This window comes from Streptomyces sp. NPDC001858, assembly GCF_053594615.1.
Map to the genome: position 1 here is coordinate 40,607 of NZ_JBSFEV010000050.1, position 15,007 is coordinate 55,613.

A 15,007-nucleotide genomic window follows, 5' to 3' on the forward strand; every position below is an offset into this window, starting at 1 on the left:
ACGGCCCCTTCCCGACGACGCATGACGTGGTGCGCCTTCGAGGTCGCCGTACGAGGAGGGGATGTCGATGACCGACGCCCATGAGTTCATACCGGCCGCCAAGCCTGTGATCTCCGAAGAGGAGATCGAGGCTGCCGTGCGCGTGCTGCGCAGTGGCATGGTCGTCCAGGGGCCCGAGGTGGCCGCGTTCGAGGAGGAGTTCTCGGAGCTGGTCGCCGGCCGCCACTGCGTCGCGGTCAACTCCGGCACCTCCGCGCTGCACCTTTCCCTTCTCGCCCTCGGCCTCGGCCCGGGCGACGAGGTCATCGTGCCGTCGTTCTCCTTCGCCGCCTCCGCCAACGCGGTGCGGCTGGTCGGCGCCGACGTGGTCTTCGCGGACATCGACCCGGAGACGTTCTGTCTGGACCCGGCCGCGGTCGAGGCGGCCCTGTCGCCGCGCACCGCCGCGATCATGCCGGTGCACCTGTACGGTCACCCGGCGGCCATGGACAAGATCATGGCGATCGCCGAGCAGCACGGGCTCGCCGTGATCGAGGACGCCTGCCAGGCCCACGCGGCCGCACTGCACGGCACCCCGGTCGGAGCCTTCGGCGCCGCGGGCACGTTCAGCTTCTACCCGACGAAGAACATGCACAGCCTCGAGGGCGGCATGATCTCCACCGGGGACGCGGAGACCGCGCGGACCCTGCGCCTGCTGCGCAACCAGGGCATGGAGAAGCGCTACGCCAACGAGATCGTCGGCGCGAACGTGCGCATGACGGACGTGTCGGCGGCCATCGGCCGTGTGCAGCGCCGCAAGCTGGACGGCTGGACCGAGCAGCGCATCGCCAACGCCGCGTTCCTCACCGAGCACATCACGGCGCCGAACGTGATCACGCCCAAGGTCGCCGAGGGCGCCCGGCACATCTACCACCAGTACACGGTCCGCATCCAGGGCGACCGCGACGCCGCCATGGCCAAGCTGACCGAGGCCGGCATCGGCAACGCGGTGTACTACCCGACGCCCATCCACCGGCTGAAGCCGTACTGGGAGCCGGACCAGAAGGCGGGTCGCACCTGGGACCTGCCCGAGACGGACCGCGCGGCCTCCGAGGTCGTGTCGCTGCCCGTGCACCCGGCCCTGTCCACGCAGGACCTGGAGCGCATCGTCACCACCGTCAATGCTCTGGGGGAGCAACTGTGAGCACCGGGAAGTCGCTGCGGGCGGGACTCGTCGGCCTCGGTTCCATGGGGCGTCACCACGCCCGTGTCCTGTCGGGTCTGGACGGCGTCGACCTCGTCGGCGTCGTCGACCCGATGGGCGACAAGTTCGGCGCGGCCCAGGGCGCGCCGATCCTGAACACCGTCGAGGAGCTCATCGCCCTCGGCGTGGACTACGCCGTCGTGGCCTGTCCCACCGCGCTGCACGAGCCGGTCGGTCTGGCGCTCGCCGAGGCCGGCGTGTGCGCGCTGGTCGAGAAGCCGCTCGCGGAGTCCGTCGACGGCGCCCGCCGTCTCGTCGAGGCCTTCGAGTCGCGCGGGCTGGTGGCCGGCGTCGGTCACATCGAGCGGTGCAACCCGGCGCTGATGTCGCTGCGCGCCCGGCTGGAGGCCGGCGAGCTGGGTGACGTCTACCAGGTCGTCACCCGTCGTCAGGGTCCCTTCCCGCACCGCATCGCGGACGTCGGCGTGGTCAAGGACCTCGCCACGCACGACATCGACCTCACCGGCTGGGTGACCGGCCGGCAGTACGTGTCCATCGCCGCGCACACCGTCTCCAAGAGCGGCCGTGAGCACGAGGACATGGTCTCCGCGGTGGGCCGGCTCGACGACGGCACCATGGTCAACCACCTGGTGAACTGGCTGAGCCCGCTCAAGGAGCGGTTCACCTCGGTCACCGGTGAGCGCGGCTGCTTCATCGCCGACACCCTCACCGCCGACCTCACGTTCCACTCCAATGCCGCGGTGACCACCGAGTGGGAGGCCCTGCAGGCCTTCCGCGGTGTCTCCGAGGGCGACATGATCCGGTACGCCATCCCGAAGCGTGAGCCGCTGCAGGTCGAGCACGAGCTCTTCCGCGACGCCGTGCTCGGCAAGGAAGCCGACATCTGCACCCTGCGCCAGGGCATGCGCACCGTCGAGGTGGCCGCCGCGCTCCTCGAATCGGCCACGACGAACACCAGCGTTACCCTTCCGGTGGAGGACCTGGCCGTCCATGGCAGCTGAGCATCACACATCGGGGGAACGGTGCGTGCTCGGTAGGACTCCTATGTTCTGTGAGACTTTCCCCGCAGGACCCAGCCGTCCCGGCTGGCGGAGACCAGGAGCCCGAGCATGAGTGCTGCGCCTGACGTCAGTGTCGTCGTCGCGGTCTACAACACGATGCCGTACCTGACGGAGTGCCTGAACTCCCTGGTCAAACAGACCATAGGACGTGAACGCCTGGAGATCGTCGCTGTCGACGACGGCTCCACGGACGACAGCGGCCGCGAACTCGACCGGTTCGCGGCCCTGTACCCGAACACCGTCAAAGTGATCCACCAGCCGAACTCCGGCGGTCCGGCCACGCCCAGCAACCGTGCGCTGGACGTGGCCACCGGCCGTTACGTGTACTTCATAGGCTCCGACGACTACCTCGGCGAGGAAGCCCTCGAGCGCATGGTGAAGTACGCCGACAAGCACGAGTCGGACGTCGTGATCGGCAAAATGGTCGGCACCAACGGCCGTTATGTGCACCAGGAGCTCTTCCAGCACGGCAACCGGGAAGTGGCCCTGGACGAGCCGGGGGTGCCCTACACCCTGGCCAACACCAAGCTGTTCCGCCGGGAGATGGTCGAGAAGCACCGGCTGCGCTTCCCGGAGCACATGGCCGTGGGCAGCGACCAGCCGTTCACCATCGAGGCCCTGGTACGGGCCCGCAAGATCTCCGTGGTCGCCAACTACACCTGCTATTACGCGGTCAAGCGCGGCGACAACAGCAACATCACCTATCGCGCCGACCACCTCTCCCGGCTCGAGTGCACCGTCGAGATGATGGGCTCCGCGGCCGGCCTCATCGAGGCGGGCCCCCAGCGGGACGCGATGCTGCGCCGGCACTTCACCTGGGAACTGGCCAAGCTGGTCCAGGACGACTTCCCGGGGCTGGACCGCGAGCTCCAGAAGCGGATCTGCGCGGGCATCGCCCGGCTGGCCGACGCGTACTTCACCGACGGCATCCGGGACGCGATGGACGTCAAGCGCCGGGTGCGGATCGCGCTGGCCCAGGCCGGCGCGGTCGACGAACTGGTCGAGATGATCAGCTCGGAGACGGAGACCGGGGTCACGTTCCTCGTCGAGGACGACCGCGCCTTCGCCCGCTACCCCGGCTTCCGCGACCCGCGCCTCGGGCTGCCCGACCGCTTGTTCGAGGTGCTGCCCGGGGGTTCGGTGGCCGCCCAGCTCGCCCCGGGCACCCGGCTGCTCGCCTCCGACTGGGAGCAGGAGGGCGACGGCCTCACCTACACGGCGTCCGTGCGGGTGCCCGTCCTCGGCGGCCTCGACGGGGTCAGCCTGCGGCTCGCGAACGGCGCCATGCCCAAGTCGGCCGACAAACCGGGCGCGCGGAAGCTCAAGAGCGGCGCCAAGCTCCCGGAGACGGTCGGCTCGCAGGTCGTGAAGCCTGCCGAGGACGGCGCCTCCGGCGTGCTGCACGCCCGGATCCCCTTGGACTACGTCACCGCCAGACGAGGTGTGCGGGTGTACGTGACCCTCGTCGGCACGACGTACGAGATCCCCGTGCGCGGCACGGACCTGCCCATGCCGCTGGCCCGCCAGTGGGGGCGGGAGGCGGACCCCTACCGGGCGTCCGCGCTGGTCAACGACAAGGGCCGCGTCGTGATCGACACGGCCCAGATGCACCCGCCGAAGAGGGCACTGATCCTCCGGGCGCTGGCAGCTCCTCCCCGGAAGCTGAAGTCCCTGGCCGGCCGCGTGAGAGCGGTCGGCGTCAGAAAGTTGAAGTCCGCCGGTTTCAAGAAGCCGACCGGTTCCAAAAGGAAGTAGCGACCCTCCATGAACATCTGTGTAGTAGCACTCGGCAAGATCGGCCTCCCCTTGGCCGTGCAGTTCGCCTCCAAGGGCCACCGGGTCATCGGCGCGGACGTCAACGAGAAGGTCGTCGAGCTGGTCAACGCCGGCGTCGAGCCGTTCCCCGGCGAGCACGACCTGGACGTCAAGCTGAAGCAGGCCGTCGACGCCGGGCTGCTGAGCGCGACGACGGACACCGCGTCCGCGGTCGCCGAGTCCGAGGCCGTCGTCGTGGTCGTCCCGCTGTTCGTGGACGCCGAGGGCACCCCGGACTTCGGCTGGATGGACTCCGCGACGAAGGCGATCGCGCAGGGTCTCAAGCCCGGCACGCTGGTCTCCTACGAGACGACCCTCCCGGTCGGCACCACCCGCACCCGCTGGGCGCCGATGCTGGCCGAGGGCTCGGGCCTGACCGCGGGCGAGGACTTCCACCTGGTGTTCTCCCCGGAGCGCGTGCTGACCGGCCGGGTCTTCGCCGACCTGCGCCGCTACCCCAAGCTGGTCGGCGGCATCGACGAGGCGTCGGCGGCCCGTGGCGTGGAGTTCTACGAGCAGGTTCTCGACTTCGACGAGCGCGCCGACCTGCCGCAGGCCAACGGCGTCTGGGACCTGGGCACCGCCGAGGCCTCCGAGCTGGCCAAGCTGGCCGAGACGACCTACCGGGACGTCAACATCGGCCTGGCGAACCAGTTCGCGCGCTTCGCCGACCAGAACGACATCGACGTCAAGAAGGTCATCGAGGCCTGCAACTCGCAGCCCTTCAGCCACATCCACCAGCCGGGCATCGCCGTCGGCGGTCACTGCATCCCGATCTACCCGCGGATGTACCTGTGGAACGACCCGGCCGCGACCGTCGTGCGCTCCGCCCGTGAGGCGAACGCCGCGATGCCCGAGTACGCCGTCGACCTGCTGGCCGCCGCCTACGGCGACCTGACCGGCGTGGGCGTGCTGGTGCTGGGCGCCGCGTACCGCGGTGGCGTGAAGGAGACGGCCTTCTCGGGCGTCTTCCCGACCGTCGAGGCCCTCAAGGCGCGCGGCGCGGTCCCCTTCGTCTCGGACCCGATGTACACGGACGAGGAGCTCGCCGCCCACGGTCTCACCCCGCACGCGGGCGAGAAGGTCACCGCGGCGATCCTCCAGGCCGACCACGCCGAGTACCGCACCCTGACCCCGGCGGACCTGCCGGACGTCACCGTCCTGGTCGACGGTCGCCGCACGACGGACCCGGAGGCCTGGAAGGGCGTCCGTCGCGTCGTCATCGGCGGCTGAGCACGCGACGCACCAGCTGACGGCTCCGGCCCCCGCCTCGTTCCGGACGAGGCGGGGGCCGGAGCCGTCTTGCGGTGTCGCCGTCGTCTACGGCGTGCCCACGGGGGTCCGGGTCTCGGTCGGCCGGGGGCGGCCGGCGGACGGGCCGACGCGGCGCAGCCAGCGCTCCGCCGGGTGCTCCACCCACTGGTAGGCGGCGCCCGCGGCGGCCAGGCTGATGGCCAGCACACCGGCCCAGAAGACGAGCGTCTCGGCGCCCGGGGCGGGTTTGCCCCAGTGGAAGACGGCCGCTCGGATCACGATCTCGTGGATCAGGTACCAGGCGAACGACCAGTGCCCCAGCTTGATCGTCCAGGCCCCGCCGAGACCGGTGCGCCTGCCGTCGAGGTCGGCGCGGGCGGCTGCGCAGATCAGCGCGGCGAACAGGGGCGCGGAGAGCCACTGGGAGGCGGTGTAGGGGCTGTACCAGAGGGTGTCCGGCACCGCGTGCGACCAGGGGATCAGGGCCAGGTGCCAGCCGATGACGAGTCCGGCGGCCGCCCACAGGGGAACCGGCGGCCGCCAGCCGCGCTTGAGCGCCAGCCCGGCCACGATGCCCAGCAGGAAATGCAGGGCGCGGGTCAGCGGCAGGTAGTTGAGCGCCCAGCTGCGGGCATCGGGCGAGAGCCCGGACAGCGCGGGCCACAGCGCGAACGTGGCGCAGGTGGCGGCTGCAGCGGTCCAGACCCAGACCCGGGCACTGCGGCCCGCGAGCAGGGCCAGCAGCGCGGGGAAGATCAGATAGAAGAAGGCCTCGTCACTGATCGACCAGGCCGCCGGGTTCGCCCCGGTGAACATCACGGGCTGTGGGAACCAGGCGTGTATCGACAGCAGTGTCGCCGCCGTCGTCCCGAGCGACACGGCGTGACCCATGAAGCTCCACACGGCGACCGACAGCCCGACGCTGACCGCGAGCAGCGGCCAGATGCGGGCGAAGCGCCGCCACAGGAAGACCTTGACGGGGATCCGGGCGCCGTCGTACGTCCAGGCGAGGACGACACCCGAGAGAACGAAGAAGAAGGTCACACCACTACGGCCGTACCAGACCGTCTCGCTGAGGTACGGGACGAAGCCGACCTTGCGTGACAGGTGGTACAGGACTACGAGAAGAGCCGCCCAGAAACGCAGCCCGGTCAGCGACGGCAGCCGGTCGCGACCAGGCCTACGAGTCTGGAGGTCATGAGGAGTCCTTCGCTTTCAGGGGCAGCAGGAGGCGGTCGAACTCCTTGCGTACGACCGGCCAGTCCCATGCTGCCAGAGCGTGTGCGGATGCCGCCTGGCCGGCCTGCTGCCAGCTCTCGGCGGTCGCCGTGACCTTCAGGATCCGCTCGGCGGCCTCCTGCGGGGTGGCGACGACCCAGTCGGCGGGGAACAGGGTGCGGGCGCCGTTGGCCTTGCCCGCGAAGAACGGCCAGTCGCGGCCCACCGGCACGGCCCCGCTCGCGGCGCCCTCGACGAACCCGCAGTGGAAGCTCTCCCGCACGGAGGAGCTCAGGATGATGCCGACGTCGGTCAACGCGGCGGGGACGTCGTCCAGTTGGCCGAGTCTGCGGACGGCGCCCGAGGGTTCGAGCTCGGCCAGGTCCTGGCGGTAGAGCCGGGCGTAGGCGCGGGCGGCTCTGCTGAGCTTCGCGTCCACGTCCTCGCCGATGAGCAGGAGGCGGTAGCGGGGGTCCTCGGCGCGCAGCAGGCGCAGCACCTCGATGGCCCAGCGGGGGTCCTTGGCCACCGATGAGATGCCCGTCACACCGAGGGTGAAGCGCGCCTCGTCCGACTTGGGGCGGGACAGCGTGGCCAGGTCCATGGCGTTGGGGATGACATGCAGCCGGGGGACCGGCCGGCCCTGCCCCGCCGCGAGCTGCGGTACGACCGCGACGGTCAGGTCGCGCAGATGCGCGCCCACGAAGATCAGGTCGTCCACCCGGGAGAAGTCGACCACGAACGGCCACGGGCTGAAGGTCTCGGCGCTGTGCAGACGCACGACGATCCGGGTGTCCCCGGGGTCGACGGAGGTCAGCAGCGCGGCCGGTCCGACGCACCAGTCGACGAACGCGGTGTCCGCCCAGTCCAGATGCGGACGCAGCAGTTGCTCGGCCCGTCGGCCGAACTCCGGCTCGTCGCCGAGGCGGTGGGCGGCGATCCGGGTGAGGGAGCCGGCCAGCTCGTCGAGGTCCGGGTCGTCCTTCAGGTCCAGCGAGCGCACCTCGACGTCCGGGTGGGCCCGGTAGTGGTCGTGGATCTCGCGGAGGAAGTTCGCGTTGCCCCAGGTGACGAAGAGCAGGCGCAGCGGCCGGTCGGTCGGCGGGGCGGCGGCCTCGGTGACCCGGCCCGCGCCCTCGGTCAGGGCCCGGACGGCCGAGCTGGCGTGCAGCTGTGCCAGATAGCCGCCGGGGTCCTTGGCGAGCGGGGAGGAGGTCCGGTCGAAGTGCAGCACCCGGTGGAAGGCGAGCTGGAGCGCGCGGACCGCGGAAGCGGCGGCTGCCGTGGCCTCGCCGTCGGCCAACTGGGCGTCGGCGTAGGAGAGTTCGGTGGCGAGCGCGGCGGTCAGGGTGCGCGGGGTCCGGCCGCGCGCGAGTTCGAGCCGGGCCGCGTCGCCGAGCAGGTCGGCCCGGTGGCGGGCGTTGCTCGTGCGGCTGGCGGCGGAGCTCAGCGTGAGCACCGCGCCCTCGGGCCGGTTGGCCTTGTCCAGGCCCTCCCGCACGCGCTGGGCGATGCGGAAGCGCAACGAGTCGGACAGGCCCGGAGCCGACACCACGAGCCGCCAGGCGCGCGCACCCGCCCCGGTCCGCAGCACGTTCGGGTGCAGGGCGCGACGGGCCACCGCTCCGGGCAGCCGCAGCACTCCCCGTTTGACGTTCGTCATGCCCGCGGGCTCCCCGAGAGCGCGGAGCGGACGGCGTTGCTCAGCTGCTCGGCCGCGGGGGCCATCAGCAGGCCGCGGGTGAACCGTGCGGCGTGGGCGCGTGCTTCGGCCCGCTGCTCGGGGGTCGTCTCCACGGCCATCCGGGCGGCCTTGACGAAGGAGTCAGCGATGCCCTCCGCGTCGAGGCCGCAGGCCCCGGTCCACAGGGGGTGTCCGGCGAGCACGGCGGAGGCGTCGTGGTCCACCTCGTGGGCGGAGACCACCGGCAGCCCCGAGGCCATGAACTCGTACACCTTGCCCGAGGTGACGAAGCGGCCGCCGACGAGCATCAGGACCAGCGCGTCCCAGCGGCCGTAGGTCGGTCCGACCTCCGCCTTGGGCACCGGGCCGCCGAAGAGCACGCCGTCCGGCTCGGCCTGCCGGATGAGGGTCATATGGGCGTTGGCCTCACGGCTGGCGCCCGCGCCGATGTGCCCGCGGATCTCGAACCGGGATCTGGCCACCAGGGGGTCGCGTTCCCGGGCGGCCCGCCAGCCGTCCAGGACGGTGGCGAGGAACGCGGGCTTGAAGTTCACCGAGCCCAGGTAGCCGAAGGTCAGGCCCTTCTCCGGGTCCGGCCGGCCGTGCACCTCGGGGACGCTGTCCGGGTCGAAGCCGTTGCGCACCACGTGCACCCGCTCGGCGAGCTGCGGGTAGCGCTCCCGGTAGAAGTCCGCGATCGGGTCGTTGACGCACCAGATGGCGACGGCCTGCGACAGGACGCGCGTTTCCCACTCACCCGACTCGGAGTCGTGGGTGAACGCCTCGCCGCCGCCGATGACGTCGACCGACCAGCCGTCCCGGAAGTCGATCGCGTAGGGGACCTTGTGCGTCTCCCACAGCTTCCAGGCGGCCGCCAGGTTGACGTACGGCGCGCAGCTGGCCAGCAGCAGGTCGGCGGGGAACTCCTCGTGGATGTCCACGACGCCCTGCTCCAGGGCCGCCCGCCAGCCGCCGAACACCGGCTCGGGGAAGTGCTCCAGGTGCCGGTCGCGCTCCCGCTGCATCCAGCGGATCGGGTTCAGCGCCCGGTCCTCGGTGAACAGCCGGATGTCGGTCTCCAGGTCCTCGCGGGCCAGCGGGAGCTCGACGATCCGCACCCGCGGGTCCACCGGGTCGGAGAGGGTGTGGTCGAGCCCGTACTCGCGCTCCCAGGACTCCTCCGCGATCGTGAGGACGGTCACGTCCCAGCCGAGCTCGACGAACTTGTTCGCCGTCTCGCGCATCCGGTACGCACAGCTCTTGGCCGCGGGCGGGAAGCCGATGGCCAGGTAGATCATGTGCGGACGGACTCCGTCGGGGCGCGGGCCCGTCGTCCTGGTGCGCTTGATCACGTTTCGCAAGGGGTGCTCCGAGAGACTGATGGAACGGTGACGAGTACGGGCGGCTCGGTCAGGCTTCGATGATGGCCTGGACGGCGCGCACGGCGGCGTTCCCGTCACCGTACGGCGTGCCGCGCGGGGTCTCGGGCGCCGGGCGCGTGGCGAGCTCGGTGAAGCCGGGGGTCTCGTGCGGGTCCGGCACGAGGTGGTTCCAGCCGTCCTCGAGGGTCTCGACCCACTCCGTCTCCGGGCGGACGGTGGTGCAGGCGCGGCCCAGCAGGAAGGCCTCCTTCTGCAGGCCGCCGGAGTCGGTGACCACACCGGCGGAGCCGAGTACGGCGCCCACCAGGCCGGCGTAGGGAAGGGGACGGCCGACGTGCACCGCGCCCTGGTTCAGCTTGATGCCGTGCTGCTCGGCGCGGGCCACCAGGCGCGGGTGGGCCAGCAGCGCCACCGGCACCGGCAGGGCGGCCAGCGAGCCGATGATGGCGGCGAGCCGCTCGGGGTCGTCGGTGTTGTCCGGGCGGTGCAGCGTGGACACCAGGTAGGGGGCGTCGGCGTCGATGCCCTCGGGCAGCGCCGGGCGGGGGTGCTCACCGGCGAGCACGGCGTCGCGGATGCGCAGGCAGACGTCGACCATGACGTCGCCGACCAGCGTGGAGCGATGGGTCAGGCCCTCGTTGGCGAGGTGGCGCATGGCCTCCTCGGTCGGGGCCAGGAGCAGATCGGCGGCGTGGTCGGTGAGGACCCGGTTGTGCTCCTCGGGCATGCGCCGGTTGAAGGAGCGCAGACCGGCCTCGAGGTGGGCGACGCGGTAGTGCAGCTTCACCGCGGACAGCGCGCCGGCGACGGTCGAGTTCGTGTCGCCGTACACCAGCACCCAGTCGGGCTTCTCCGTCTCCAGGACCTTGTCCATGGCGGCGAGGACCGCGCCCGTCTGCTCGCCGTGACCGCCGGAGCCGACGCCGAGGTGCACGTCGGGGTCGGGGATGCCGAGGCCCGAGAAGAAGACGTCGGAGAGGTCCGCGTCGTAGTGCTGGCCGGTGTGCACGATGACGTGCTCGTGAGGGGTGTCGGCGAAAGCAGCCGCGATCGGGGCGAGCTTGACCAACTGGGGGCGTGCGCCCACGACACTGATGACCTTCACGTGCGCTGCTCCTGACCAAATAAACGTATGGACGGCCGAACCCAGATCATACGGGCGTGGCGGGGAGCGGCGTCGCGCCCTGGCGACGGCCCGGCGACGACCCGGCAACGGGCGTGCAACGGCAGGGCACGGGCCGTTGGGCGGCTCTTCGCTGAAGGTATGCTGTGTTGCGCTGGGTTATCGGGTTTGTAGCCGTGCCGTTAGCGCCCAAGTGCACTGCACGAGACGCCCGCTTTGGACGGAACTGGTGTGCGAGCTCGAACATCCTTGCGGGCTCCTGCAACGTGCCAGAAGCTTCAGATTTCAGGAAAGGCACACATACATGGAGCTCGACAGCACCGACGGGCAGAGAAGGCCCAAGGCCTCCCGAGGCCGAATTGTGATGCTGGTCGACAACGGTGTCCGAAATGACTCGCGTGTCCAGAAGTCGGCTCGATCTGCCGCCGAAGCCGGGTGGGAGGTCGTGCTTTTCGGAATCTCGCCCGCTCCCGAGATCCAGACCTGGAACATCGGCGACGCCGAGGTCCGTCTGGTGCCCAAGCCGGGTCTGCTAGGCCCCAGCCGCCAGGACAGGCACGGGCTGCGCTGGCGCAGCCCGTTCGCGTATCGCACGCCCCAGATCGCCCAGTACCGCAAGCAGCAGGTCAAGGCCTGGCGCGCGGATCTCCGCTTCCGCGCCGCCGCCGCCAAGGCCGACGGCCCCGGCAAGCCCAGCGCCAGCGGCGCGGCCGTCCGGCTGATCGTGCCCAAGGCCGCCGCGAAGCTCACGGGCAAGTGGGTCTCGCTGCGCGCGCGCATGACCGGCCGCGCCAAGCGGAAGCGGGCCAAGTTCAACACGCCGCTCGACCACCTGCAGATCAAGTTCTGGCAGCTCACCATGGGCCAGCGGGCCTGGCGTCGGCTGCTGCCGTACCTGTGGGACTTCGAGCTGGCCTTCGGCCCGCACATCGACGAGCTCAAGCCCGACCTGATCCACGCGCACGACTTCCGCATGCTCGGCGTGGCCGCCCGTGCCGCCGTCCGGCTGCGCGCCGACGGGCACCCGGTCAAGCTGGTCTGGGACGCGCACGAGTTCGTCCCCGGCCTGCACTCCCACCAGGACCGCTGGATCCCCGGTCACGTGGCCTGGGAGAAGGAGCACGCGGTGTTCGCCGACGCGGCGATCACCGTCTCGCCCTCGCTCGCCGAGCTGCTGGTCAAGGGCCACAAGCTGAAGGAGACGCCCTACGTCGTCCTGAACGCCCCGGTGATGCGCCCGGCCGCCGACGAGGTGGCCGACGTGGAGCCGGTGCCCGACCTGCGTGAGCTGTGCGGCGTCGACGCGGACACCCCGCTGCTGGCGTACTGCGGCGGCATCAACCCGGTGCGTGGCGTCGAGACCATCATCGAGGGCCTCACGCTCATGCCGGACGTGCACGTCGCGCTGGTCTCCCTGCCGCCGTCGGGCAAGCACTTCCCCGCCACGAAGAAGATCATCGAGCTGATCGAGGAGCTGGGCGTCGGCGACCGCGTCCACATCCTGCCGTTCGTGCCGCACTGGCAGGTGCCCGAGTTCCTGTCCACGGCGAACGCGGCGGTCAGCCCGCTGCACCACCTGCCCAACCACGAACTGGCCCTGAGCAACAAGTTCTTCGAGTACTCCCAGGCCCGGCTGCCGCTGGTGGTCAGCGACATCCGCACCATGGCGGAGATGGTCGAGAAGACCGGCCAGGGCGAGATCTTCAAGGCGCAGGACACCGCGGACTACGTACGCGCCGTCAAGGCCGTCCTCGCCAACCCGGCTCAGTACCGGGCGGCCTACGACGACCCGGGGCTGCTGGAGAAGTGGACCTGGGAGGCCCAGGCCGTGGTCCTGGACCAGATCTACAGCCGGCTGCTGCCCGGCAACGGGAAGGCCGTGTGACGGGACGGCTGTGACCTACGGCGTCGGTCCGGCCGACGACGGGACGGAAACGTCTCTTCGCCGGACCGACGCCCACAGCATGTCCCCGGCACGGAACGCAGAACAGGTGGAGGACCTCCTCACATGACCCACGTACTCCTGATCGCCGGCACGGCGCCGACGCTCTCGATGCTGAAAGCCGCCGTCGACCAGTTCCGGGCCGCGGGAGCGACGGTTCAGCTGGCCGGCTACTTCGAACGCGAAGCGGTGGACGGCGTGCTCGACGCCGCCGACGTGTGCTCGCTGCCCGAGGCGGCCACCGAGCGGAGCGTCGCCTTCGGCAAGCGCATCGCGAAGCTGCCGCCCGCCCGCCGGACCTGGGCGGGCACGGAACGCAACCGGTGGGTCCTCCGTCACGCACGCCGCGCGCAGGTCCTCGTCGCCCTGGACGCGCACGCCGTCTACACCGTCTGGCGGCTCGCCGAGCGCAACCGGCGCGCCGACGCGGTCTTCGGCGTCGCACCCGGCCTGCGGGCCCTCCAGGCGCGCGGTGAGCGCCCGATGCACTACGCGCTGCGCGACGCCGTCCGTACCGTGCCGTCCCCGGCCGTCACCCTGCGCTCCACCAAGCGCGGCGTGCGGCACAGCGCGGGCGCCGTGCTGCGCCGGGCGTCGTCGCCCGCCGTGATGCGCACCGCGATCGGCGCCAAGGCCTGGCGGACCGCGGTCACCGCGCCCCGGGTGCCGGACGCGATGCGCGCGAAGCTCGCCCGCCGGGTGAGCCTGAGCATGACCAAGGGCGGCCGGAAGACCGGCGCCACACTGGTGCTGAACCAGGCCGCCGACCGGATCGGCAACCGCAAGCTCAGCGCGGCCCTGCTGGCCGACGCGGCCCGTGCGGACCTGGCCCGCGCGCACGACAACCCCAAGCTCCGCAACAAGGCCATCGAGGCCGCGCTGACCCTCGCGGACCAGCGGTACAAGAAGAAGGACCTGGGCGCCGCGGCCGACCAGCTCTCCACGGCGTTCGGCCTCGCCTTCAACCGGGGTCTGCACTTCGACGGCGTGTCCTCGCCGATGGCCGACGACCCGGACGCCTACCTCGCCGCCTTCCGCAAGAGCGCCGCCTTCCAGGCGCTCTCCGCACCGCGCGGCCGCGCACTCCCGGCAGCGCCGGCGCCGACCGACCGCCCGCTGCGCCTGCTGGTCACGACGTACGCCAACGCCGCCTTCCTGAAGGCGATCCGGGACCGCTACGAGCACCACCCCGACGTCGAGATCCGCTTCCTCGACGTCAACGAGGACGAGACGCTGCGTCCGCTGGTCCGCGGCATCAAGCGGATCATGGAGCACGCGCTGGGCGGCCAGCCGGCGTTCCAGGCCAAGCTGGAGGAGGCCCTGCGGCCCCACCTGGACTGGGCCGACACGGTCTTCGTCGACTGGTGCACCAACGCGGCCGGGATATTCACCGCCGTCGACCCCGGCACCACGCGCATGGTCATCAGGCTGCACAGCTACGAGGCCTTCGCGTTCTGGCCGCACGTCGTGGACTTCACGCGGGTCGACGATCTGATCCTGGTCAGCGACCACCTGCGCGAGGTGGTGGAGAAGGTCCTGCCGCAGCTGGCCGGACCGGACACCGCCACCACCCACGTCGTCGCCAACGCGATGGACCTGGTGCCCTTCGAGCGGACGAAGACCGGGCCCGACGCCCGCTTCAACCTGGGCCTGGTCGGCGTGAGCGCCGTCGCCAAGGACCCGCGCTGGGCGGTGCAGGTGCTGCGGCTGCTGCGCGAGAAGGACGAGCGCTACCGCCTGGTGATCATCGGCGAGGGCCTGCCCCGCAAGGCGGGCGCGGCCGTCCGCGCCTACGACGACCTCCTCCAGGCCGACCTGGCGGAGCTCGAGGCGGCCGGCGCCGTGCACCTGGTGGGCCAGACGGACGACGTGCCGGCGGCGCTCACCGAGGTCGGCGTCATCCTCAGCAGCTCGGTCCGTGAGAGCTTCCACTGCGGACTGGTCGAGGGCACGGTCAGCGGCGCCCTCCCGGTCGTCCGCGACTGGCCGTTCTTCGCCTCCCTGAAGAACGGACCGCGCACGCTCTTCCCGACCGACTGGGTCGTCTCGACGCCGGAGGAGGCCGCGGAGCGGATCCTGAAGCTCACGGTCACCGAGGAGAACTGGCGCGCGGCGACGGAGCCCGCGGCGCAGCACGCGCTGACGATGTGGGACTGGTCGGTGGTGAGCCGGGAGTTCGACCGGCTGCTGCTGGGCGCGAAGGCGTAGTCCGCGGCACGGATTGCCGAAAAGGGTGTCGGCGGGGGGGGGGGGGGCGGCGGCCCCCCCCCCCCCCCCCCCGCCCGGCCCGGCGGGCCGCGGGGGGGCGGGGGGGGGGCGCGCGC

Annotated in this window: 10 protein-coding genes; 6 read left to right on the forward strand and 4 right to left on the reverse strand. The window is 71.4% G+C overall.

What is annotated here, in order from left to right:
* Positions 1 to 67 precede the first annotated feature (67 nt).
* The 4 genes from ACWCPF_RS40495 to ACWCPF_RS40510 all read left to right on the forward strand — a co-directional run bounded on the left by ACWCPF_RS40495 (position 68) and on the right by ACWCPF_RS40510 (position 5,313).
* Positions 68 to 1,183 (forward strand): DegT/DnrJ/EryC1/StrS family aminotransferase, encoded by a 1,116-nt coding sequence (locus ACWCPF_RS40495; protein WP_451050143.1) that lies wholly within the window; start codon positions 68 to 70, stop codon positions 1,181 to 1,183.
* Positions 1,180 to 2,205, forward strand: a complete 1,026-nt coding sequence (locus ACWCPF_RS40500; protein WP_451050144.1) for a Gfo/Idh/MocA family protein — start codon at positions 1,180 to 1,182, stop codon at positions 2,203 to 2,205. Before ACWCPF_RS40495 ends, ACWCPF_RS40500 begins: the two co-directional genes overlap by 4 nt.
* Positions 2,206 to 2,313: 108 nt before the next feature.
* Complete coding sequence (locus tag ACWCPF_RS40505; RefSeq protein ID WP_451050145.1) at positions 2,314 to 4,020, forward strand: glycosyltransferase family 2 protein; 1,707 nt, start codon at positions 2,314 to 2,316, stop codon at positions 4,018 to 4,020.
* Between the two features lie 9 nt (positions 4,021 to 4,029).
* Complete coding sequence (locus ACWCPF_RS40510; protein ID WP_351916937.1) at positions 4,030 to 5,313, forward strand: nucleotide sugar dehydrogenase; 1,284 nt, start codon at positions 4,030 to 4,032, stop codon at positions 5,311 to 5,313.
* An 87-nt stretch (positions 5,314 to 5,400) separates the two neighbouring features.
* Here ACWCPF_RS40510 and ACWCPF_RS40515 read toward each other — a convergent pair whose 3' ends face one another.
* From ACWCPF_RS40515 to wecB, 4 genes are all read right to left on the reverse strand, one after another.
* Complete coding sequence (locus tag ACWCPF_RS40515; RefSeq protein ID WP_451050152.1) at positions 5,401 to 6,498, reverse strand: acyltransferase family protein; 1,098 nt, start codon at positions 6,496 to 6,498, stop codon at positions 5,401 to 5,403.
* 31 nt (positions 6,499 to 6,529) lie between these two features.
* Complete coding sequence (locus tag ACWCPF_RS40520; protein ID WP_451050146.1) at positions 6,530 to 8,215, reverse strand: glycosyltransferase; 1,686 nt, start codon at positions 8,213 to 8,215, stop codon at positions 6,530 to 6,532.
* A complete protein-coding gene (locus tag ACWCPF_RS40525) occupies positions 8,212 to 9,534 on the reverse strand; it encodes a glycosyltransferase (protein WP_451050147.1) in 1,323 nt (440 codons plus the stop codon). Before ACWCPF_RS40525 ends, ACWCPF_RS40520 begins: the two co-directional genes overlap by 4 nt.
* A 112-nt stretch (positions 9,535 to 9,646) precedes the next feature.
* A complete protein-coding gene (wecB, locus tag ACWCPF_RS40530; RefSeq protein WP_451050148.1) occupies positions 9,647 to 10,723 on the reverse strand; it encodes a non-hydrolyzing UDP-N-acetylglucosamine 2-epimerase in 1,077 nt (358 codons plus the stop codon).
* 322 nt (positions 10,724 to 11,045) lie between these two features.
* Between wecB and ACWCPF_RS40535 the strand changes: the two genes are divergently transcribed.
* Together ACWCPF_RS40535 and ACWCPF_RS40540 are read left to right on the forward strand one after the other, a co-directional pair.
* Complete coding sequence (locus tag ACWCPF_RS40535) at positions 11,046 to 12,626, forward strand: glycosyltransferase family 4 protein (RefSeq protein ID WP_451050149.1); 1,581 nt, start codon at positions 11,046 to 11,048, stop codon at positions 12,624 to 12,626.
* Positions 12,627 to 12,749: 123 nt separating this feature from the next.
* On the forward strand, positions 12,750 to 14,891 hold the full coding sequence (locus ACWCPF_RS40540; RefSeq protein ID WP_451050150.1) for a glycosyltransferase: 2,142 nt from the start codon (positions 12,750 to 12,752) through the stop codon (positions 14,889 to 14,891).
* Positions 14,892 to 15,007: the final 116 nt, after the last annotated feature.